Origin of the sequence: Paenarthrobacter sp. NPDC090522 (assembly GCF_044769225.1) — a bacterium.
In the GTDB taxonomy this organism is placed as follows: Bacteria; Actinomycetota; Actinomycetes; order Actinomycetales; family Micrococcaceae; genus Arthrobacter.
Genome location: NZ_JBIVXL010000002.1, coordinates 332,101 through 354,142 on the forward strand (window position 1 = coordinate 332,101; position 22,042 = coordinate 354,142).

Genomic DNA, 22,042 nt, shown 5'->3' on the forward strand with positions numbered 1-22,042 from the left:
ACCGTCCGGTGAATGGGAGACCAAATCCTGGCTACGTGATGTGCATCTCCCCCACATGCAGCAGGTGCCCGCTCCTGAAAGGAACGGGCACCTGCCTCAGTGAATCGTTGCCGGGCTAGTTGCTCGGCGAGGGAGACGGCGTCGCGCTTGGAGTGGCGCTGGGGGTAGCCGTCGGCGCGGGCGTCACACCCAGCCGGGTTTCAGCGTCAAGGGCCTTCTTAAGGGCCGCGGACAGCTTGTTCTGCTGGTCTCCGTAGCCCGCAAAGTCACCCTTGGCGAGGGCAGCCTGGCCATCCACGATTGCCTTGTTGGCCTCATCGAGGGCTGCCTTGAGGTCTGCCTTGGCATCCGTGCTGCCTTCCGGCGGGGTGGTTGTCCCCGGCGGAGTGGCCGGGGTCTGGCCGTTGTTGTCCGAGTCGCCGGCTGTGGCACCGGAGTTGCCTCCAAACAACTGATCCAGGGCTTCATCCAATGTCGGCGCAAAGCCGATCTTGTCGCCGAACGCCACCAGGACGCGCTGCAGCGTTGGGTAGGAGGTCTCACCGGTCGACTTCAGGTAAACCGGCTGCACATACAGCAAGCCGCCGCCAACCGGCAGGGTCAGCAAGTTGCCGTTCAAGACATCCGAGGCACCCTGCCGCAGCAGGTTCAGGGCCTGCGAAACTGTGGGATCGGAGTTGAACTTGTTCTGCGCCTGGCCCGGACCCGGGACCTGCGTGTCGGTGGGCAGCTGGAGCAACCTCAACTGGCCATAACTGTCGGCCTTGACCCCCTTGACGTTACCGGCGTCGGAATCAGCGGCAAGGAATCCGTACAAGATGTTCCGTGCACTGCCGTTCACCGTCTGCGGGATGAAGGAGGACGTCAGCTGGAAAGCAGGCTTGTCCTGGTCCGGCATCTGCAGGGACATGTAGAACGGCGGCTGCTTCACTGCTTCGGACACCGTGGGATCGTTCGGAACGCTCCACGCATCGTTGTTCTGGTAGAAGCTGTCCGCATCCGTGACGTGGTAGCGTCCCAGCAGTTCACGCTGGACCTTGAAGAGGTCTTCCGGGTACCGGACGTGGCTCATAAGGTCACCGGACATCTCAGTGAACGGCTTCAACGTGGTGGGGAAGACTTTCTGCCAGGCCTTGAGGATGGGGTCCTGGTCGTCCCACGCATAGAGCGTCACCGAGCCGTCATAGGCATCCACCGTGGCCTTGACCGAGTTGCGGATGTAGTTGACCGAACTGTTGGGCAGGGCAACAGTGCGTCCGGCACTCGTCTGCGAGTCGGCAGTAGCGTTCTGGAGCTGCTGTGGCTGGGAGTACGGGAAGTACTGGCTGGTGGTGTAGCCATCAACGATCCACTTGACGCGTCCGTCAACTACGGCAGGATAGGCATTTCCATCCACGGTGAGGTACGGTGCCAGCTTCTCGACGCGGTCGCGCGGGTTGCGGTCGTAAAGGATCTGCGACTTCTCATTAACGCCGTCGGAAAGCAGCAGGTCCGAAGACTGGAACTTGATGGAGTACAGGATCCTGTTCAGCCAGTTTCCGACGTTCGGCCCGCCGTTGCCGGTGAAGGTGTACTGGGTTTCACCGCTGCCTTCCCTGCCGGCCGGACGGTCCTGCTCACGGTGCGGGGCACCTTCCGGAGCACCCACGATGGAGTATTCCGGCGAGTTTTCACCGAAGTAGATGCGCGGCTGGTAGCTGGAGTCGTTACCCAGGACACCGCTGGAAGGAATTCCCGATTGAAGGAAATCCGGCTTGCCGTCGGCGGTGAACTTGTTGCCCTTTGCGGCCACCACGCCGTAACCGTGCGTGTAGACAATGTGCCGGTTGACCCAGGTTTGCTGGTTGGCGCTCAGGCCATCCGGGTTCAGTTCGCGAACAGCGATGACAGTGTCCTGCACCTTCCCGTCGACCGTGTAGCGGTCTACGTTGAGCGTCTGCGGGAACTGGTAGTAAGGGCGGTACTGCTCAAGCTGGGAGAACGCCGACGAGATCAGGTTCGGGTCCAGGAGACGGATGTTGGCGGCCGTCTGCGCGTCCTTGGCCAAGGCACCGCTCGTTGCAGTGGTGGTGGCGTTATAGGCCGATACATCGATCTTGTCCAAGCCATAGGCAGCCCGGGTCATGTTGATGTTGCGGCCGATGAATTCCCGCTCCAGCGTGTTTTCGGACGGGCGTACCTGGAACTGCTGGATGACCCATGGATAAACGCCTCCGGCAAGGATGGCCGTGATGATCAGCATGGCCGTTCCGATAACCGGAAGGCGCCAGCGGCCGATGACCGCTGCCACGATGAACAGGATGGCTACGAGGCCGGCGGCCACTGCGAGAATCGCCTTGGTGGGAACCACGGCGTTCACATCGGTGTAGAGCGCACCAGCCCAACGTCCCGAAGCACTCTGGACCGTCGTGTAACGGTCCAGCCAGAAGTTGACGCCGAGCAGCAGCAGGAAGAACGCGCCCGTTACGGCAATGTGGATCTGCGCAGCCCGGCTGGTGAAGATTCCCCGCTCCATGAGGCGGATGCTGCCGTAGAGGTAGTGCGTCAGGATGCCCGCGATTCCGGCAACCACCGCGATACTGATGAGGAATCCGGTGATGAAGCCCAGGAAGGGCAGGGACATGAGGTAGAAACTGATGTCCATGTTGAACAGCGGGTCAGTTTGGCCAAACGGTTCCTGGTTGAAGAACAGGAGGACCTTCTGCCACTGGCTGGCTGCGGCGCTCCCGGCAAAAAGGCCGAAGAGGATGGGCAGGCCGATCATGACCACGCGGCGTACCGGCTCGAGCTGCGCCTGGTACCGGTTGAGGTTGTCGCGCGACTCCGCGTCAGGGGCATAGACCGGGCGTGAGCGGTACGCGATCCGGATGGCGAAGAAGACGGCCGCGAACATCATGGCGAAGCCAACCAGGAACGTCAGGATCCGGGCAAGGTTCTCGCGGATATAAACCTCGAAGAAGCCCAACTGCTGGTACCACAGGACATCTGTCCACACGTTGGCGAAGAATATGAAACCGACGACCGCCACGGCTACGACGATCAGCGTCGGAGTCAGGGCACCTCGTCTCAGCGGCGATCTTCCGGGCGGGCTGGAGCTGGCGGGACGGGACAAACTCTGTACCTCATTGGTGGTCGTCAGTTAAAAGTCGGTGTGCGTGTGCTTTGACAGCTTCACCGCTGGGTGCAGGCAGAGCCGTCATATATGCCACGAGTGGCGGTGGAGCTAAGTTCCACCGCCAGTCTAGTTGTTTGTGCAGGTGGGAAGGCTTGACGTGTCCTTGCCGCTGCCGAGCCGTTCCACGGCAGTGGTGGCATCAGCCAGTGTTTCCACCTTGACCACTTGGAGACCATCAGGCACATGACCAACCACGTCGGCGCAATTCGCTGCAGGGGCAAGGAACATGGTGGCCCCGTGGTCCCTGGCACCGATCATTTTCTGCGCGATCCCGCCAATGGCTCCCACGGCACCGTCCGCGGTAATGGTTCCCGTTCCGGCCACGTGTTTGCCGCCGGTCATGTCCCCCGGCGTCAGGCTGTCCACAATCCCCAGGGCAAACATCATCCCGGCACTCGGTCCGCCAACGTTGTCCAGCGAAATCTTCACATCGAACGGGAAGGTGAAATCACTGGAAAGAAGGACCCCCAGCACGTATCGGTCGTTGGAGTTCTTGGTTGGCGTCACGGTTTCCGTGACAACCGAACCGTTCCGTTCAACCACAACCGTTGCCGGAGCCCCGGCTCCCGCTGACAACTCCGTCTGGATGACGCTCATGGATGTGACCGGCTTGCCGTTGATGGAGACCAACCGGTCCCCGTCCTGGACTTTGCCGGCGGATGGTGAAGCATCCGAAAGACCCGCGACGGTAAGACGCTGCTCGAACGGAATGTCCAACTCCCGCAGGGCTGCAGCAACGGCGTTTTCCTGGGACGTCTCCATGGCGATCTCGCCTTGTTGGACGGTCTGCTCCGCAGTTGTCCCCTTGGGATAGATGAGCTCCTCCGGGTAGATGGCCTTGGATTTGTCCAACCAGGCACGGAAGACGTCAAAGATGGTTGCCGGGCTCTTCGGACCTCCCGTCATCACCACGGTGGTGAGGTCCAGATTGCCCTTCGCCGGGAAGGACTCGCGTCCCGAGATGGTGATGACCTGCTTGTCGCCGTCCTGGCCCAAGGTATTGAAGGTGGGGCCGGCAGATTCCACCACGTAGGGAACAGGCAACGCAGCGGCGCCTAGACCGAGCCCCAAGGCAAGGAGGCCGGACACGATCATGATCATGTAGCGGCTGCTGCCCGGCGGTGACGCTGGCGCAGAGGAGGGTTCGGCGTCGGGCGTTTGACGCGGGTCAACCGAGCCCTCGGGACTGGGCGAAGTAAGCATTGAGGCCTCTCTCAGCCGGCACTGCGTGACGGCAGTTTCGCTCCTGCCGCCGGCAGCGGCACAGGGAACATACCAAGCATCCACACTACGCGGTCCGGACCTTGCAAGGCTGCTTTGCCTACAGCGAACTACGCCGCCCGCAGGCAGACAGCCCCTCCCCTGCGCGGTACGGTGAAAGTGATCACCAGCCAGTTCGACGATCGGCGGCACCATGTCTACCAACCCCAACAACCCGTCAAACGACGATGACAACCCCAAGGACCCTCTGGCAGAAATGCTGCAGAACCTGATGGGCGGCCAGGGAATGGGCAACATCGATCCCGCCGAACTCGCCAAAGCGGCCGGACTGCCCAACGATCCGCAACTGTTGCAGCAGATGTTCGCCCAGGTGCAGGCCATGATGAGTTCCACCTCCGAAGGGCCCGTCAACTGGCAACTGGCCCACGAGAACGCCCGACGCGTCGCCGCCGCGGGCAGCGACCCCTCCGTGAACTCGACGCAAAAGCGCGAGATCGATGAAGCCCTCCGCCTGGCGGAACTCTGGCTCGATCCCGTGACGGACCTCCCCTCGACCGGCCTGATCGGCCGGGCCTGGTCCCGCGCCGAATGGGTCGAGGCAACCCTGGGCACCTGGAAGCGGCTGACCGAACCCGTAGCCAACAGCATCGCCAATGCCCTCTCCGGTGCACTCAGCCAGCAACTGCCCGAAGAAATGAAGTCCATGATGGGCGGCGCATCGTCCATGCTGCAAAACATGGGCGGAGCCATCTTCGGCATGCAACTGGGCCAGGCGATCGGCGCCTTGTCTGCGGAAGTGGTCAGCTCAACGGACATCGGGGTCCCGCTCGCCGACCTGGAAATGGCCTTGCTGCCTGCCAACGTTGCGAAGTTCGGCGAAGGACTCAGCCTGCCCGAGAACGATGTCCGGCTGTTCCTGGCCGTCCGCGAAGCCGCCCACGCCCGGTTGTTCGTCCAGGTTCCCTGGCTCCGCGGACATTTGCTGGGCGCCATCGAAGCCTACGCCCGCGGTATCCACATCGATATGTCCCGGATCGAAGACCTGGCCCGGGACCTGGATCCCAGCAACCCCGAGGGTATCCAGGAAGCCCTGTCCCAGGGTGTCTTCACGCCCGAACGCACCCCGGTCCAGACGGCCGCCCTCGAAAAGCTCGAAACGGCGCTGGCACTGGTGGAAGGCTGGGTTGACGAGCTCACCGCGGAAGCCACCGAAAAGTTGTTGCCGTCCGCCACTGCACTGCGCGAGATGGTGCGGCGCCGGCGCGCTACCGGCGGACCTGCGGAACACGCGTTCTCTTCCCTGGTAGGACTGGAACTGAGGCCCCGACGGCTCCGTGACGCTGCGACGCTGTGGGCCACGCTCAAGGAAGAACGCGGGATTGCCGGACGGGACGCCATTTGGCACCACCCGGACCTCCTGCCAACGGGCGAGGACCTGGACGACCCCAAGGGCTTCTCGGAACGCCGCCGCCTGGCGGAAGCGAGCGACAGTGAAGTGGACGATGCTCTGCAAAAGCTCCTGAGCGGTGGATACGACTCTTCGGATGAAGCGGGCAGTGACTCGCCGTCCGACGAACCTTCCGGCGGCGCCGGCCCTGATGAGGGAGAACCTGAAGCGCCCTCCAAATAGCGCCTGACAGTGGCCGCCCCGGGAAACCGGGCGGCCACTGCTGCTTAATCCTCGTCTGTGTCCACCGAGGCGGGGCCTTCGCCCAAGCCGCGGGAGGTGGCAAAGCTCACGCCTTCGAGGAACGCCTTCGCCCTTTCCGTTTCCGGGTAGGCCTCCAGCAGACGCCAAAACGCAGCGTTGTGCCCGGCCACCAGAAGATGCGCCAGTTCATGCAGCAGGACATAGTCGACAACCCACTGGGGCATGGGCTGCAGCTTGTGCGAGAGCCGGATGGTGCCCTCGGACGGGGTAGCCGAGCCCCAGCGTGAGTTCTGGTTGGTCACCCAGCGGACCGACGTCGGAACAGCGCGGCCACCGAGGTAGGTGCGGGACAACAGGGCAGCGTGCTGCGCCAAAGCAGAGTCCGACGACGGACGCCTTCTCCCGTCGCCGCTCCCCCGGCGTTCGCCCTTGGCCTTGAGCTTGGCCAACATCCGGCGAACCCATTCGCGTTCCTGCGCCTTGGTGAAACTGGCGGGGATGGCCACAACCGCATTGCCGTCCTCCCAAAAAGCTGCGACCGTGCGCCGACGGCGCGCGGAACGGCGCACTATGACGGGAGCGCCGTCATCGGTGCGAGGGGGAATCTCGTCCGCCATCAGGGCTCTGCGCTTTCAGTCAGTACCTCCAACACGGCCTCCCCATAGCGCTCCAGCTTCGACGGCCCCACTCCGGCGAGTCCCGCCAATTGCTCCAGGGTTTCCGGCCGCGCCTCCGCTATGGCCGTCAAAGTGGCGTCGGTGAAAACCACGTAAGCGGGCACGTCTGCCGATTGGGCCTCCTCGCGACGCCACTGGCGGAGCGCTTCGAAGGTCTGTTCCTGATAGCTGGGGGGACATTGGTTGCAGCGCCCCACTTTGCGTTCGGCTCCGGTGGCGAGCATGCTCCCGCAGACACGGCACGACGCCGGTGCAGCGGCTTTTCGACGCGGCGCACCCGCGCGACTCCTGGCGTTCGCCGATGCGACAGAATCAGGGCGAAGGCCGTCAAGGAACCGAGACGGCTTGCGGTTGGCCCGGCCACCCGGTGTCCGGGCTGCCGACCACGACAGATTGAGGTGTTCCCGCGCACGGGTGATTCCGACATACAGCAGCCGGCGTTCCTCATCCACGTCTTCGGGAGAATCCGCGAAGGATATGGGCATGAGTCCTTCGCTGAGCCCAACCAGGAAAACGGCATCCCATTCCAGGCCCTTCGCGGCATGCAAGGAGGCAAGAGTGACTCCCTGGACGGTGGGAGCATGCTGGGCAACGGAGCGTTCCTGCAGCTCATTGACGAACTCCGCCAAGCTGAAGGACTCCCCCCGGCTGACAGCAAGTTCGTCAGCCAAGGCCACCAAGGCAGCCAACGATTCCCAGCGCTCCCGGAGGGCCCCACCGCTATGCGGGGCTGTGTCCGTGTAACCAAGGGAGGCAATGATGTCCCTGACAAGCTGGCCCAGGGGTTCCGGGGTTCCTTCCTGGATGGCCCGGGTAGCGGCCCGCAACTGCAGGATGGCATCGCGGACCTCCTTTCGGGCGAAGAACCTCTCGCCGCCGCGGAGCTGGTACCCGATGCCGGCCGATGCCAAGGCCTGTTCATAGGCTTCTGACTGGCCGTTGGTACGGAAGAGAATGGCAATCTCGCTTGCCTTGACACCGGCATCCAGCAATTCCTGGATCTTGCCGGCAACCACTGCAGCTTCGGCTTCGTCGTCCGGGCATTCAAGGAAACGTGGCTCGGGTCCGGAAGGCCGCTGCGCGACAAGCTTGAGCGGCGGGGCCCACGCGGCATCTGCCACCGGCCCGCCGCTGCGCCTGGAACCGAGGAGGTCGTTTGCCAGTTTCACTACCTGGGGCGTTGAGCGGTAATCGCGGACGAGCTTGACCACTGTGGCGTGTGGATACTGCGCCTTGAATCCGAGGAGGTGCTTCGGGGAAGCTCCCGTGAATGAATAGATGGTCTGGCTGGCATCACCCACCACGCACAGCTCGTCACGGCCGCCCAGCCAAAGATCCAGGAGCCGCTGTTGGAGCGGTGAAACGTCCTGGTATTCATCCACGACGAAATGCCGGTATTGTTCCCGGACCGTGGCCGCCACCTTCGGATCCTCTTGCAGGATGCCCACGGTAATGAGCAGCACATCTTCAAAGTCGATGACGTTGCGGTCCGTCTTGATGTCCTCGTAAGCCTGGAACACCCGGGAGACGGCCGTCAGGTCGAAACCGCCGGGGGTGCCCCTGTCCTTTGCGTTCTCAAGGTAGTTCGCCGGGGTCAGCATGGAAACCTTGGCCCATTCAATCTCTGCGGCAAGATCCCGGATGGAAGCACGGTCCGTGCTGAGCCGGAGCCTCCGCGAGGCCTCGGCGATCATGGTGGCTTTGTGGTCCAACAGGTTAGGCAAGGTTCCGCCGATTGCCTGCGGCCAGAAAAACTGCAACTGCCGCAGCGCCGCAGCGTGGAAGGTCCGCGCCTGGACGTTGGGAACGCCGAGATCCCGTAGCCTGCTGCGCATCTCGGCCGCGGCCCGTGCCGTAAACGTAACGGCCAGCAGCCTTTGCGGGGAGTACACCCCCGAGTGCACCCCATAGGCGATCCGGTGGGTAATGGCCCGCGTCTTGCCCGTGCCCGCACCGGCAAGGACACAGAGGGGGCCCGTCAAGGTGCCGGCGACTTCCCGCTGTTCCTCGTCCAAACCACCGAGTATTCGTTCTTCCAGCGAACCGTCGGCGTCAACCATAGCTTGAGTCACGGCTGGAGGTCTTCGATGACGCCGCCGTACCAATGCTCAATCAGGGACCGTGCGATGGACAGCCTGGTGGAAATGGTGATTTCACCGCTCAGCACGGCCGCCTGCAGTTCCTCGCGGCTGAACCACCGCGCACGGGTGACCTCGACGCCGTCGGGCTTGGCGACGGAATCGCTGGTGGTGGCCGTAAAACCCAACATGAGCGAAGCCGGGAACGGCCAGGACTGCGAGCCCAGATACTGGCACGCGGTCACGCGGACACCGACTTCCTCCCCGATTTCCCGGACCACGGCCTGCTCCAGGGATTCGCCCGGCTCGACGAATCCGGCCAGGGTGGAGTAATTCTTCGCGTCCGTGGGACCGCCGCCGCCCAAGAGCAGACGGCCATCCGGGCCCACCACCGTGACAATAATGGCCGGGTCCGTCCGGGGGTAGTGCTCGGAGTTGTCCCTGGGGCAGCGCCTCACCCACCCGCCTGCTTCCAGGTCCGTAGGAGTACCGCACTGCGGGCAGTGTGTATGTGTTGCATGCCAGTTGCTGATGGCGCTGGCTTCGATGAACAAAGCAGTATCGCTGGCGTCGAGCCTTCCGGCGACTTCGCGGAAGCCCGCCCACTGAGCGTCAGCCGGTGTGAGCGAAGTGCCGGGCGCCGGGGGTTGAGCGACCGTGAACAGCAGCACTGCGCTGCCTTCCGGAAGGGAGGACGGACCCAAGGTGGCGCCCAGGTAGATTGCAGTCGCCGGGTTGTCTTCCGCCAGGTTCAGGGCCTCCCACAGGCGGAGCGCATCACCGAACCAGAGCCCCTGCTCCGTCACAAGGGCCTTGCGTTGCGAAATGACCATGGCCTGGGCGGTTCCCGAGGCGATCAGGTCCTCCACCATGCCAGGCTTGAGGCGGGCACCCGAGCCACGGTCCACCACGGCAGGACGCACTGGAAGGACAGTGTCCATGAGGTGATTGGCCGGCGCAGGAGACTCCGTGTAGCTCATGTATCTACCGTACTGACTCATGCCGACAAAGAACATTTGGCGGGCCCTTGATGTGGATACGGCCGGACAGTCGCTTCGAGGTGGCCTGAAGTCCTGTTTTGCTACGGATCTGGAGACTCGCCGCACTGCATCATGGCCATCGGCTCCGCTCAATCTACCGTTGGAGACGTGAGAAGAACACCGCTTGAACTGGCCGCTGTAGCAACTGCGGCGGTGCCTGGATTGGCGCCGACGGCTACGGCTCATTCTTCCGATGACGACGCCGACTTCGACTCGGCGCTGTTGCTTGACGCGGAAGGCAAGCGGTGGCGTGTCCGATCTCCCCGCCATCCCGAGGCAAGCACCCGGCTGGAATCTGAATTCATGATCCTCCGCGCGTTCGCCCCGGCCATCAGGGCTGAACTGCCGTTCCACGTGCCCACCATCGCCGGGACCGTGCGGCAAGGGGACCTGACGACGTTCGTCTATGCCCATTTGCAGGGTGCCACGCTCTCCATTGAGGAACTGTCCGCCGGCAACGCGGACCTCGCCCGGGACATCGGTTCTGCCCTGGCAGCGATCCATGACCTGCCGCTGGCGCTGGTCACAAGCTCCGATCTGCCCAGCTACTCGGCCAACGAGTTCCGCCAACGCAAGCTCAACGAGTTGGACCAGGCCGCAACCACCGGCAAGATCCCGGCGGCGCTGCTTCGGCGCTGGGAGCACGCCCTGGAGGACGTGGCGCTGTGGCGCTTCAATCCCTCGGTGGTCCATGGAGATCTGCACGAAGACAACCTGATGGTTCAGCACGACGCCGTGACCGCTGTCACCGGCTGGACGGATCTCCGGATCGGAGACCCCGCCGACGACTTCGCCTGGCTGGTGGCCTCCAACGAAGCGCCGTTCATCGACGCGGTCCTGGCACGGTACACCCAGGTCCGACGCGAGACGCCGGACGGCCATCTGCTGCGGCGGGCGGCCTTGCTCGCCGAGTTCGCCCTGGCCCAATACCTGGTCAAGGCCATGGCCGCCGGGCACGAGGAGATGACCGCGGAGGCTGAGTCAATGCTCCAGTCCCTTGCCGACGACATCGAAGAACAGGCAAGGCTGGACGAAACCGAACGCGCAGAGCGCGCGTCTGCCGAAGAGGCCATGCCCACGGGATCACCCGACGGCGTTCTGCCGGCGGTCAGCGTCGCAGCCATTCCCGATGACGGTTCCGCCCCGGTGTCCGTGGCTCCGGTCCCGGAAGGGGAACAGCCAGCCAAGGCCGACGCAACGTCCGGCCACTCAGCAGTCGGGGACCCGGATGACGCTGCTGGTCCGGAAGACACGTCCACGGCCGCCATCAGCGTAGTGAACGTGACCCCACTGAGGGGCTGAAACCCACGTCACTTGCCAACTGGTTCAGGAGGTCCCGGCAGAACTGCCCGGCCTCCGTCTAGTGGGCCTCCGCTACTGGGTCTGCCCTGCTGGATGACCCGGGCCATGATGGGTGAGTGCGCGCGCGATGATTCCTTCAAGGTCGGCTGCCTGCCCAAGGTCATGTGGACGTACCACGGCGTCTTCCGCGACGTAGTAGAAGGCTGCACTGACATCTTCCAGCGGCACGCCCTTGAGCCGTGACCAGGCCAGCCGGTAAACGGCCAACTGCACGGCCCGGGTAGCCAATTGCTTGCCGGCGGGCTGACGGCCGGTTTTCCAGTCAATCAGTTGCCACCGACCATCGGCGTCACGGAACACAGCGTCAATCCGTCCACGGACCACCACGTCACCGATTTTTGTCTCGACAGGTACTTCCACGAACGCCGGCGCCCGGTGGGCCCACTCGGACTGCTTGAAGGCTTCAACCATCTGATCAAGTCCGTAGGCTTCATCGATATGCGCGTCCGACCCGGGAGCCTCATCGAGATCAAGCATGCCGGTGGTGCCAAAATACTCCTCGACCCATGCATGGAAGGCAGTCCCCTTCCGGGCCGAGATGCCCGGTTCACGGGGAACCGGCCTGCGGAGCTGGGCGAGGACGGCGGCAGGGTCTGCTCCCAGATCGACAAAGAGCGAGGCTGAAATATGGCTCGGCAGATGAACGTCGCGATGGGTGCTGGATTGCCGTTGCCGGTCCATGAGGAGTTGCGCCTCATGGACCCAGCGGGCGGCCCTGCCGCCGGGGTCCACGGTGGGTGAGGCCGTTTCGGGTTGGTCCAGGTGGGCGCGGACAGCCGAGGCAGCGAGGTCCATGCCGGCACGCCGACCGGGAACCAACCGCAGCCTCTTCCCCGTACGCGGGTCCGACGGCCCCTCAAGGGGATCGTAGGGATAGAGCGCCACCTCAACCGTTGCAGTCAGCGGGCTCGAATCCGGCAGGGACTCCTCCGCAACGGACTCAGGGTGAATGCTGGCCGGGCCGTTCTCCCCGGCCAGCGGCCCGAGCTCGGATAGGAAGGCGGACATCTCCGCAATTCCTGCCCTGGAGCCGTTCCACGCGGCGCTCGAGACCCACAGGACGAACTTTGCACGGGTGTATGCCACATACGCCAGCCTGCGTTCCTCGGCCTCACCATGGTGCTGGACCTCCGATTTGAACACCTTTTCAGCGTCCAGCCAGCCCTTTTGGTCGGGCTGGTCCAGGTCCCACTGCGGAAGGTCGGCGTGGTCGCCCCTGAGCGGCCAGGGCAACGCGGCCGCCCCGCTGCTCCACCGCGAGTCCCTGTTGCTGGGGAAAGCCCCGGCGTTGAGGCCGGGAACAAACACCACGTCCCATTCCAGCCCTTTCGAAGCGTGGACCGTCAACAATTGGACAGCCTCCCGGTTGGCCTCCACGGGAGCGACATCCAGGCCCCCTTCCTCCGAGGCAGCGGCCTCCAGCCAGGACAGGAACGCCAGGAGGTCGATTCGCTGTGAGGTCTGCAGGAAACCGGCGGCCGCATCCTGGAAGGCGTCCAGGTTGCGGCGTGCCTGATGGATGCTGGTTCCGGGTTTGGCGGCGACCTCGATATCCAGGAGCATTGCACGTTCCACTTCGCCCAGGAGCGTGGTGAGGTCGTCACCGATGTAGCTGCGCAACGAGCGCAATTCGGCGGACAATTTTTGCAAGCGTTGCAAGGCCACGTCAGTCAGCGAGCGGCCGTGCCCCGACGTCCAACCTGGCCGCGGCAGGAAGTCCAAGGCTTCCACCAAACTGGCGGCGTCGGTAATGTCGCTCTCCACTACGACAGCAGTCGGGTCTTCGTCATCGTCCGGATAGGCCGTGTGGATGTCCGGGTTGGAGCGCCTGCGGGCAAGGTATTTGGACCAATCCCCCAGTGCCATGAGGTCAGCCGGGCCAATCCGCCAGCGGGCGCCGGCCAGCAGGCGCATCAAGGAGTCGGAGCGACCCGGATCCGCCAGGACTCTGAGTGTGGCCACCAGGTCCACGATTTCAGGGGTATCAAGGAGACCGCCCAGGCCCACAATCTGGTAGTCAATCCCCTGGAGTTCGAACTCACGGCGAAGGGGCTCCATTTGGGCACGCCGCCGGCACAGGACAGCCATGGTGGGCTTGACAGGGGTACCGTCCTTTTCCTCTTCGAACACGGTCCGCTGATAGCGTCGGATATCCCTCGCGATCGTTGCGGCCTCGTCCTCGTCGGTCCCAAAGCGGCCAACCACCACGCTGCCTTCGGCAGCGAGAGGGCTGGGGACCAGCGAAGGAACCCGAACGACGGCGGAGGTCTCCCGATCGCCCGCCGGACCTCCCGTAACCGCAGCCTTGTTCAACGGCGCGGCGATGGTGTTTGCTGCCTCCAGGATGGTGCGGCCATTGCGCCATGCCGTAGTCAGGAAGGACGTGGGAGCGACGGTAAATGACGCGGCACCGGACACGGGATCCGTGGTCCGCACCGGGAATTCCTGCACGAAGTGGAACAGCTGCCCGGCCGAGGCACCCCGGAAGCCATAAATTGACTGGTTGGGGTCTCCCACCGCGGTCACCGCGTGGCCCTTGCCGAAAAGGCGGGAAAACAGGACAAGCTGTGCGTGCGAGGTGTCCTGGAACTCGTCCAGCAACACCACCTTGTAGCGGGCCCGCTCCGTTGCGGCTGCCAGTGGAATGTCAGTAGCGATCCGCGCCGCCAGCGCAACGAGGTCGCCAAAGTCCAGGACGCCGCGTTGCCGTTTGGCCTGCTGGTAACGGACCACCATGTCGGCCACGCTCGCGCGGGTACGGAGCATCGACGAAAGGTCCCTGGCCCCCTGCGTTGAATTCTTAGCCGCGCCGGCAACATACGGAAGGTGCTCAAAACCGGACACGCGGTCCAAAATCCACTCGCGGACCACGCCGGGTTCCTGCAAGTGTTCGGCGCATTCCCCGGCCAACTGGATAACGGCGTTGACCAGCGTGGACTTGGCTGCCGTAAAGTGCTCAAAGTCGCCGTCGTAGGCTTCTACCACCTCGCTGGCCAACTGCCACGACTGTGCTCCGCCCAGCAGCACGACGTCGCGTTCGATCCCAAGTCGCAGGCCATGATCGGACACGATGCCACTGGCGTACGAGTGGTAAGTGGAGACCTTCGGCTCAAGATCGTCGGCCTCGGCGAGGCCGGGTGGAAAGCCGAGCCGGCCGTCGTCTGCCGCCGCAAAGCGCTGGAGTGTGGCGAGCTTGGCACGGATCCGGCTGGCCAACTCCCCGGCAGCCTTCCGGGTGAAGGTAACCCCAAGAACTTCCTCCGGGCGAACCCAGCCGTTGGCCACGAGCCACACTACGCGGTCGGCCATGGTGGCGGTTTTGCCGGAACCGGCGCCGGCAATCACCAATCGGGGGGCCAGCGGGGACTCGATGATGCCTGCTTGCTCCGCCGTAGGCCGGTTCTTTTCACCGAGGATTCCGGCGAGTTCGTCCGGCGAAAAAAGAACCGGAAGTTGTTCGCCGGGGTTATCGATACCGCCGGCCTTGGAAGGACCTGCTCCGTCCAGGAGGTCGAGCGTCATTCCGTTACCTGCTTTCCTCGGGCGCACAGTGGGCACACATCGGGCAATCGGCAGCCGTGTCCGCCATGTCCACTCTTGCCGGGATCGTGCCTGGCCTCGAACGTAGCCCCCGCCATCAGGTGCGCGGCACCGGTGACCATGGGCTCAGCCCAATTGTCCTCACTGTCCAACGCCTCCTGTTGCTGGACCACCGGCGTCTTTGTTTTGGTGCCGAGTTGTGCGAGTACTGCTCCGCCGGGTGCGTTCGACCTGTCAGCGGCCATTCCCTCCCGGTCTTGGAAGGCCCCCATCAGCACCGCAGCCTGATAGGCCCCGAGTTGCGGGTGACGGGCCACCTCTGCCTTGCCAGGCTGACGTTTGCCGGTCTTCAAATCGACGATGACCAGGCGGCCCTCGGCGTCAATCTCCAAGCGGTCCACCTGCCCCCGCAGGACGGCATGACGAACAGCCGGCTCCGCGGAATCTGTCTCCTCGACTGGCAGGGTGAGATCCGGAAGCCGAACTTCGAAGTCGTGCTCAACACCTGCCAAGGACCGGCCTTCGCTCCTCATGACCAGCACGTACTGCGCCAACTTCCGGACCATGAGTTCGGCTCTCTGGAAGTCGAGCTTTCCCTCCCAGTTGTCCTTCATGCCCAAGGTTGGCCACCGGCGGACAAGCTCAGCGACATATTCGGCACCCGATGCCTCCGGGAACTCCTGCGCGATGCCGTGGACCAGTGTTCCGAGGCTGCGTGCGAAGTCGGTGGCAGCTTCCCCGCCGGCAGCCTGGACAAACCAGTCGAGGGGCGACTTGTGGACAGCTTCGACCTTTGACGGCGAGACACTGACGGTCCCGCCGACCGGAACGATGGCCTCCTCCGAACTCAAGGGGGCGAGCCCCCACCAGGAATCCGGATGTGCCCCCGGAGCAGGCGGTTCGGCCGCCGCGAGTTGCGCCAGGACGCTCGCAGCGTCCCGTGCCAGGTAAGGTTCGCCCACGCCGGGTTCCACGGCCTGGGCATGCTGCCGGAGTTCGGCTACGAGTGCCCGAAGCGTCATGGGCCGGTCCACTGGCGTGTACTCCCGCTGGAAGTCGCCGGAGGGCAAAGGCGCGGCGTAGTCCAGGAAGGCGGACGGTTGCTCGTCTTCCGACGAGACAGCCGTGCAGATGAGGACTTCGCGGGCACGGGATACCGCAGTGGAGAAGGACCGGAGTTCGTCGTACCGGATATCGCGGAGCCTGCTCAAGGGCCCTCGTCCCAGGGCGTACTCCACGCCGTGCTCCACGGCATCCGCATAAAGTGTGCTGCCCAGCAGTTCGCCGCGGAGGCGCGTGTTGGGCCAGACACCCTCCTGGAGCCCGGCGACGATGACCACGGGCCATTCGCGACCGGCAGCGCTGGCCGGCGTCAACAACTCAACACATTCTTCAAGCTGGGCACGGGCAGCGAGTGTATCCATAGGCAGCTCCTGGTTCAGCAAGTACTCCAGGAATTGTTCGGGACCGGACCCAGGCAGCTGGTCAACGAACCGCTCCGCTGTATGGAACAAGGCCATCATGGCGTCGAGGTCCCGGTCTGCCCGGGCTCCGGCGTTGCCGCCCTCAAGCGCTGCTTCCGACCACCGCGACGCGAGGCCTGTGGCGTGCCACAACGCCCACAGGACGGATTCGGCATTCGCGCCAGGTTCTTTGACAGCAGCGGTTCCTGCTGCCAGCATCCGGGCCAGGCGACGGGCCGCGCTGGCCTCGACGCCCAAGGTTGCGAGCGAGCCCGGCTGCAGCAAGGCTTCCACCAAAAGGGCATCGCTGGAACGCCCCCCGCCACCCTGCAGCTCTTCGCGTCGCAGGGATTGGCGAAGCCGCCGCAGCTCGATGGCGGAGGCACCGCCAAGACGGGAGGTCAGGAGGGATACAGCAGACTCAGGGGTAAGCGTGGCCGGATCGAGGACCACCGCAAAGGCCTGCAGGAGTGGGCGCACCGCAACCTCGTCCCGCACGGCGGAATCAGCTACCGGCACCCGCACGGGAATCCCTTGGCCGCTCAGGTACCGCTGCAGTTGCGAAATCTGTCCGCCATTGCGGACGATCACCGCGATGTGGCTGAACTCCCTGCCGTCCCGCAACTGGGCTTCCAGGATGCGCTGGGCGACATACCGGAGTTCGTGGACGGCCGACGGGAGTATGTGGCCTTCCACTGTGCCGGTTCCTCCAGCGCCCGGACGGCCTCCTGCCATGGACGCGGTGGGTCCGGCGGTTGGGGGCTGGTCCAGGCGGCGCGCCAGCCGGCCGCCGGAGCGCTGCGAAATCCGCGAAGCGACACGGTTCCAAGCCTCCGCCACATGGACGGAATGCCGGTGGGTGATCCCGAGCGGGCGAACCCGGACACTTTCGAGGGGACCGCCCACAAGTGACGGAAGATCAGCCACGAGGTCCGGACGCGCCCCACGGAAACCCTGCACGACGGTATCCGGCGAGTACGTCACCACGATGTCCTTGTTTTCACCGATATCGGCGAGGAGTTCGAATACAGCCGGGTTGGACTCCTGGGCGTCGTCCACCAGGATCAGGTGGAGGCGGTCACGCTCGGCGGCGAGGAAGGCCGGCGAATCCTGGAAGATCTGGCGCGCGGTGGTGATGATTCCCGCGGGGTCGAAGGCCTCGGGCATGCGCAAATCCAGCACGTCCCTGTACTCGCGGTAGAGTTCGGCGGCGGCAATCCAGTCCGGCCGTCCGCAGTCGTAGGCAAGTGCCGCCAGGTCCTCCGCTGTTCTGCCGGACTCGATGATGCGATCGAACAACTGCCGGATCTCGTGCCGGAATCCCCGGGTGGGAAGGGCAGCCGACAAATCGTCCGGCCAGGGCAGCTCGAAGCCGGGCCGGAGGTGCCCTTCCAGCAACTCCTTGATAATGAGGTCCTGCTCCGGACCGGACAGCAGCTTTGGTTGCCGCGGCAGGGGCAGGATGCCCTCCGCCTTGGCGCGCCGGATGACATCGAACGCGTACGACGCCCAGGTGCGTGCCGGCGTCGTACTCAAACTGCGGGCGAGCCGTCCCGTGAAGGTGTCCCGCAGCGCCGCGGCAGCATGCCTTCCGGGAGCAAGGATGAGGATGTTTTCCGGATCCAGGCCATCCTCAATGACACGCCGCACCGCCGCCTCGACGAGCACGGTGGACTTGCCCGTCCCGGGCCCACCGGGCACCAGGACCGGGCCGCTTCCCCTGGCCAAGGACACGACAGCTTGCTGGTCCGCGGACAATGCCGGTGCCTCAAAGTGGACTTCGCGCGGCGGAAGCAGGCGCAGTGCGGACGGGTTCCCCCGGTTCTTGGAAGCTGTTGCGGTCACACAGTCATTTCATCATCGGGCACCGACAAAATATGGAGCTGACGCTCCAACTGGTCCGAGATCACATCCAGATGGTCGAAATCGGACTCCGTGGGCGACCACCTTGCAGAGGCGAGGTCTACCCGCCAGCGACCCTCACCGGTCCGCAGGAATTCCCCGTGCGCACCGTGCAGCGGAGTGGACTCCTCAAGGTAGTGCCGCAGCGCTTCCGACTCATGCCCGGGCGGAGCATCGCCGCTGGCCCGCAGGACCCGCCACCAGCAAACGGAGCTGCCGTAATGGCTCATCACGGCTCCAACCTGCCGCGGACCACCCGATCCGAGGAGCTCTGCGACGTCGCCGTAGGAAACCGCGGCACCCGGCGGAATGAGGTCCACCACGGCGAGAACCGCCGTCACGTACTCCATCCGCATGTGATCAGCCTAGCTGCAGGAGTGTCGTCCCCAATAGTGTCGGAGCCAGCCGGTAGCTTGAAACCATGAGTTCCTGGAATACCCTCCCCCGTGCAGCATTCGATCTTGAGACCACAGGGAAGAATTCCCGTTCCGCCCGCATTGTCACTGCATCCATCACCGTTGTTGACGAACATGGCGGGCTGGTCAAGGAACACGAATGGTTGGCCGATCCCGGCGTGGAAATCCCGGTGGAGGCCAGCGAAGTGCACGGGATCACCACTGCCAAAGCGCGCGCGGAGGGGCGCCCCGCAGCAGACGTCACCCGGGAAGTCGCCACCGTCCTCCAGGAACTTTTCGACGCCGGCACCCCGGTCATCGCCTTCAACGCCAGCTACGACTTCACGGTCCTCGCGGCGGAGTCGGCACGCCACGGCGTGCCCCAATTGAGCCGCTTCCCGGTGCTGGATCCGTACGTCATGAACAAGCAAGTGGACCGCTTCAGGAAAGGCAAGCGGACGCTGACTGCTCTGTGCGAGGAATATGGCATCGACCTGGACAACGCCCATACCTCTGCCGCGGATGCCCTGGCCACCCTCCGGGTCCTGGATGCCATGGCCGGGAAGTTCCCCAAGTTGCACATGCCTGCGTCGAAGCTGCACCATTTGCAAGTGGACTGGGCTGCGTCGCAAGCAGCGGACTTCCAGCAGTACCTTCGGCGGAGCAAGCCCACTGCGGTCATCGAAGGCGAGTGGCCGGTCCTGCCGCCGGAGGACGCCAGCCGCGGCGGGTTCTAAACCGGAGCCCAGCGGGCAGGTTAAGACTTGCGACGCAAGTCACATGATTTTCGGGAACTCCGGAACACGCAGCGAACCGGCGCCGATTTCCCAGACTGGCCAACAGCGTGAACACACCAGGGCCAACACTGCAATCATCGATGCTTATATTCGGCACAAGTGAATTGGAGCAATCACTTGTTCGATTCACGGCCTCCTAGCGGCGTGGTGACATAATTAAGTTTGGCGGGTTGAAGTCTGCTAGGGCAGCCAACATCCAGACGCTGCCACGTTCCCCGCCCACCGCGTAACGTCTCCGTGACCATCGATGAAAGTGATTTCTTCATGAAATTCAAAGCCCCCAAGTGGCTGGCTGCCGCCCCCGTCGCAGCAGCCCTGGTGATCTCCCTCGCAGCCTGTGGCGGAGGTTCTTCCCAGCCCAGCAGCTCAGCTACGGACGCCCTTGCGGGCAGCGACCAGCAGACGCTGGACAAGTACACCACTGCGGACGTTACCCCGATCGATAAGATCGACAAGTCCAAGCTCGGCCTCATCACCGACGGAACGCTCCGCGTGGGCACTCTCTCCGACGCTCCGCCGAACATCTTCATCGACCCGTCCGGTAAGTTCACCGGCTACGACAACGAGCTCCTGCGCGCCATCGGTGACAAGCTGGGCCTCAAGGTCGAGTTCGCGTCCACCGACTTCTCCGCGCTCCTCTCCCAGGTGGCAAACAAGCAGTTCGACGTCGGATCCTCCTCGATCTCCACCACCGACGCACGCCGTAAGACGGTTGGTTTCACCAACGGCTACGACTTCGGCTACATGGCAGTTGTCACCAAGAACGACGCGAAGGTCACCGGCTTCGCCGACCTCAAGGAAGGCCTTCGCATTGGTGTCGTCCAGGGCACGGTGCAGGATGACTACGTCACCAACACCCTGAAGATCGAGCCGGTCCGCTTCCCGGACTACAACACCGTTTACGGCAACGTGAAGAACGGCCAGATCGACGCCTGGGTTGCTCCCTCGCAGCAGGCCGACGGCCAGGTCAAGGAAGGCGACAACACCAAGATCGCCGAAAAGGTTGTCAACACCCAGAACTTCACCGCCTACGCAGTGAACAAGGACAACAAGGCCCTCATGGACGCGCTCAACGCCGGTCTGGACGCCGTGATCGCCGACGGCACCTGGACCAAGCTGACTGCTGAGTGGTACAAGGACCGTCCGACGGCCGCCGAGCAAACCCCGCAGGGCTGGAAGCCGGGCAGCAAGGCCGTCCAGCTCCCCGCCAAGTAAACCGGACGTTCCATGGATATCCTCAAGCAATTAGCTGACACCTTTTTCAACTGGCAGTTGATGGGCGAAGTCATCCCCAAGATGTTCGCCGTTGGCCTGCCCAACACGATCGTTTTGGCCGTCGTCTCCGGAATCATCGGGACAGCGATCGGGATGCTGCTTGCCCTCATGGGGATTTCCCGGAACGCTGCAGCCCGGTGGGTTGCCCGCATCTACACGGACATTCTCCGCGGGCTCCCGCCGGTACTGACCATCCTGGTGATCGGTTTTGGTTTCGGACCCATCATCCGGCAACTGACGGGCTCCACCAGTCCCTACCCCATGGCCATCGCCGCGTTGTCGCTGATGTCCGGCGCCTACATTGGCGAAATCTTCCGCTCCGGCATCCAGAGCGTGGACAAGGGACAGTTGGAAGCCTCCCGTGCCCTGGGATTCGGCTACGGCGCATCCATGCGCCTGGTGGTGGTCCCACAAGGGATCCGCAGGGTACTCCCGGCCCTGGTCAACCAATTCATCTCCCTGATCAAGGAATCGTCCCTGGTGTTCATGCTTGGCCTGCTGGCCAGCGAGCGGGAAATCTTCCAGATCGGCAAGGACCTGGCAGCCAACAGCGGCAACCTGTCCCCCTACGTGGCAGCAGCCATCTTCTACCTGGCCATGACCATTCCGCTCACGCACCTGGTGAACTGGATTGACGCCCGCCTGCGCTCAGGCCGGCCTGAGAAGAAAGAACCGGACGACGCAGCCGCCGTCGTCGGGAAGGGAGCCCACGCATGAGCGAGTTCACCTCGGGGTCACTGACCGCGAAGAACATCCACCTTTCCTTCGGCAGCAACCACGTCCTGCGGGGAATCGACCTCCACGTCGAAAAGGGCACCACGGCCTCGGTCATTGGACCATCCGGCTCCGGTAAGTCCACGCTGCTGCGGGTGATGAACCGACTGATCGAACCCGATCAGGGAGACATCCTGCTTGACGGGAAGTCCGTGCTGAAGGACAACCCTGACGAGCTGCGCCGCCGCATCGGCATGGTGTTCCAGCAGTTCAACCTTTTCCCGCACAAGACCGTCGCGGAGAACATCACGTTGGCCCTGCGCAAGCTCCGCGGCATGTCCAAGGACCAAGCCCGCGTGGAGGCCCTGAGCCAACTGGACCTTGTGGGTTTGAAGCATAAAGCCGACTCCCGTCCTGCCAACCTTTCAGGTGGGCAACAACAGCGCGTGGCCATAGCCCGTGCACTGGCCATGAAGCCCGAGGTCATGTTCTTCGACGAGGCCACGTCCGCCTTGGACCCGGAGCTCGTGAAGGGCGTCCTGGCCCTCATGACGGACCTGGCCCAGGGCGGCATGACCATGGTGGTGGTGACCCACGAGATGGGGTTCTCACGGAACGTCTCGGATGTGGTGACCTTCATGGATGCCGGCGTCGTTGTTGAGTCCGGTCCACCGGAACAGCTCTTCACTGATCCGCGGACGGAACGCCTGCAGGGCTTCCTCTCGGACGTGCTCTAAACGCAGCCGACGCAC

General features: G+C 64.0%; 14 protein-coding genes. 6 read left to right on the top strand and 8 right to left on the bottom strand.

Annotated features, from left to right (window positions below; genetic code table 11):
- Nucleotides 1–115 precede the first annotated feature (115 nt).
- Together ACIQT2_RS03615 and ACIQT2_RS03620 are read right to left on the bottom strand one after the other, a co-directional pair.
- Complete coding sequence (locus ACIQT2_RS03615; RefSeq protein ID WP_400329594.1) at nt 116–3,112, bottom strand: UPF0182 family protein; 2,997 nt, start codon at nt 3,110–3,112, stop codon at nt 116–118.
- Between the two features lie 129 nt (nt 3,113–3,241).
- The gene (locus tag ACIQT2_RS03620; protein ID WP_402943668.1) at nt 3,242–4,378 is read right to left on the bottom strand and encodes a PDZ domain-containing protein; all 1,137 of its coding nucleotides are present in this window, start codon (nt 4,376–4,378) and stop codon (nt 3,242–3,244) included.
- Between the two features lie 211 nt (nt 4,379–4,589).
- On the opposite strand from ACIQT2_RS03620, the gene ACIQT2_RS03625 reads away from it, so the two are divergent.
- Entirely contained in the window at nt 4,590–6,026 is a 1,437-nt protein-coding gene (locus tag ACIQT2_RS03625; RefSeq protein WP_402943671.1) for a zinc-dependent metalloprotease, read from the top strand.
- A 44-nt stretch (nt 6,027–6,070) separates the two neighbouring features.
- Here ACIQT2_RS03625 and ACIQT2_RS03630 read toward each other — a convergent pair whose 3' ends face one another.
- Genes ACIQT2_RS03630 through nudC form a run of 3 tightly spaced genes read right to left on the bottom strand, consistent with a single transcriptional unit; the run spans nt 6,071 to nt 9,782 of the window.
- Complete coding sequence (locus tag ACIQT2_RS03630) at nt 6,071–6,664, bottom strand: M48 family metallopeptidase (protein ID WP_402943674.1); 594 nt, start codon at nt 6,662–6,664, stop codon at nt 6,071–6,073.
- Nucleotides 6,664–8,784 (bottom strand): ATP-dependent DNA helicase UvrD2, encoded by a 2,121-nt coding sequence (locus tag ACIQT2_RS03635; protein WP_402943779.1) that lies wholly within the window; start codon nt 8,782–8,784, stop codon nt 6,664–6,666. The genes ACIQT2_RS03630 and ACIQT2_RS03635 overlap by 1 nt, the downstream gene beginning before the upstream one ends.
- Nucleotides 8,785–8,792: 8 nt before the next feature.
- On the bottom strand, nt 8,793–9,782 hold the full coding sequence (gene nudC, locus ACIQT2_RS03640; protein ID WP_402943677.1) for an NAD(+) diphosphatase: 990 nt from the start codon (nt 9,780–9,782) through the stop codon (nt 8,793–8,795).
- Between the two features lie 168 nt (nt 9,783–9,950).
- On the opposite strand from nudC, the gene ACIQT2_RS03645 reads away from it, so the two are divergent.
- The gene (locus ACIQT2_RS03645) at nt 9,951–11,144 is read left to right on the top strand and encodes a macrolide 2'-phosphotransferase (RefSeq protein ID WP_402943679.1); all 1,194 of its coding nucleotides are present in this window, start codon (nt 9,951–9,953) and stop codon (nt 11,142–11,144) included.
- A 72-nt stretch (nt 11,145–11,216) separates the two neighbouring features.
- On the opposite strand, the gene ACIQT2_RS03650 is transcribed toward ACIQT2_RS03645, so the two are convergent.
- From ACIQT2_RS03650 to ACIQT2_RS03660, 3 genes are read right to left on the bottom strand one after another with little or no spacing between them, the layout of a single operon-like run.
- A complete protein-coding gene (locus ACIQT2_RS03650) occupies nt 11,217–14,726 on the bottom strand; it encodes an ATP-dependent helicase (RefSeq protein WP_402943682.1) in 3,510 nt (1,169 codons plus the stop codon).
- Nucleotides 14,723–18,052: an ATP-dependent helicase gene (locus tag ACIQT2_RS03655; protein ID WP_402943685.1), complete on the bottom strand. Its 3,330-nt coding sequence runs from the start codon at nt 18,050–18,052 to the stop codon at nt 14,723–14,725. Before ACIQT2_RS03655 ends, ACIQT2_RS03650 begins: the two co-directional genes overlap by 4 nt.
- Nucleotides 18,049–18,465 (bottom strand): MGMT family protein, encoded by a 417-nt coding sequence (locus ACIQT2_RS03660; protein WP_400329571.1) that lies wholly within the window; start codon nt 18,463–18,465, stop codon nt 18,049–18,051. The genes ACIQT2_RS03655 and ACIQT2_RS03660 overlap by 4 nt, the downstream gene beginning before the upstream one ends.
- A gap of 65 nt (nt 18,466–18,530) precedes the next feature.
- Between ACIQT2_RS03660 and ACIQT2_RS03665 the strand changes: the two genes are divergently transcribed.
- The 4 genes from ACIQT2_RS03665 (at nt 18,531) to ACIQT2_RS03680 (ending at nt 22,027) form a co-directional block, all read left to right on the top strand.
- Nucleotides 18,531–19,241, top strand: coding sequence for a 3'-5' exonuclease (locus ACIQT2_RS03665; RefSeq protein ID WP_402943688.1), 711 nt, complete (start codon nt 18,531–18,533; stop codon nt 19,239–19,241).
- A 324-nt stretch (nt 19,242–19,565) separates the two neighbouring features.
- Nucleotides 19,566–20,516, top strand: coding sequence for a substrate-binding periplasmic protein (locus ACIQT2_RS03670; RefSeq protein WP_400330593.1), 951 nt, complete (start codon nt 19,566–19,568; stop codon nt 20,514–20,516).
- A gap of 12 nt (nt 20,517–20,528) precedes the next feature.
- Nucleotides 20,529–21,293: an amino acid ABC transporter permease gene (locus ACIQT2_RS03675; RefSeq protein WP_400329565.1), complete on the top strand. Its 765-nt coding sequence runs from the start codon at nt 20,529–20,531 to the stop codon at nt 21,291–21,293.
- Nucleotides 21,290–22,027 (top strand): amino acid ABC transporter ATP-binding protein, encoded by a 738-nt coding sequence (locus tag ACIQT2_RS03680; RefSeq protein WP_400329562.1) that lies wholly within the window; start codon nt 21,290–21,292, stop codon nt 22,025–22,027. The genes ACIQT2_RS03675 and ACIQT2_RS03680 overlap by 4 nt, the downstream gene beginning before the upstream one ends.
- Nucleotides 22,028–22,042 lie beyond the last annotated feature (15 nt).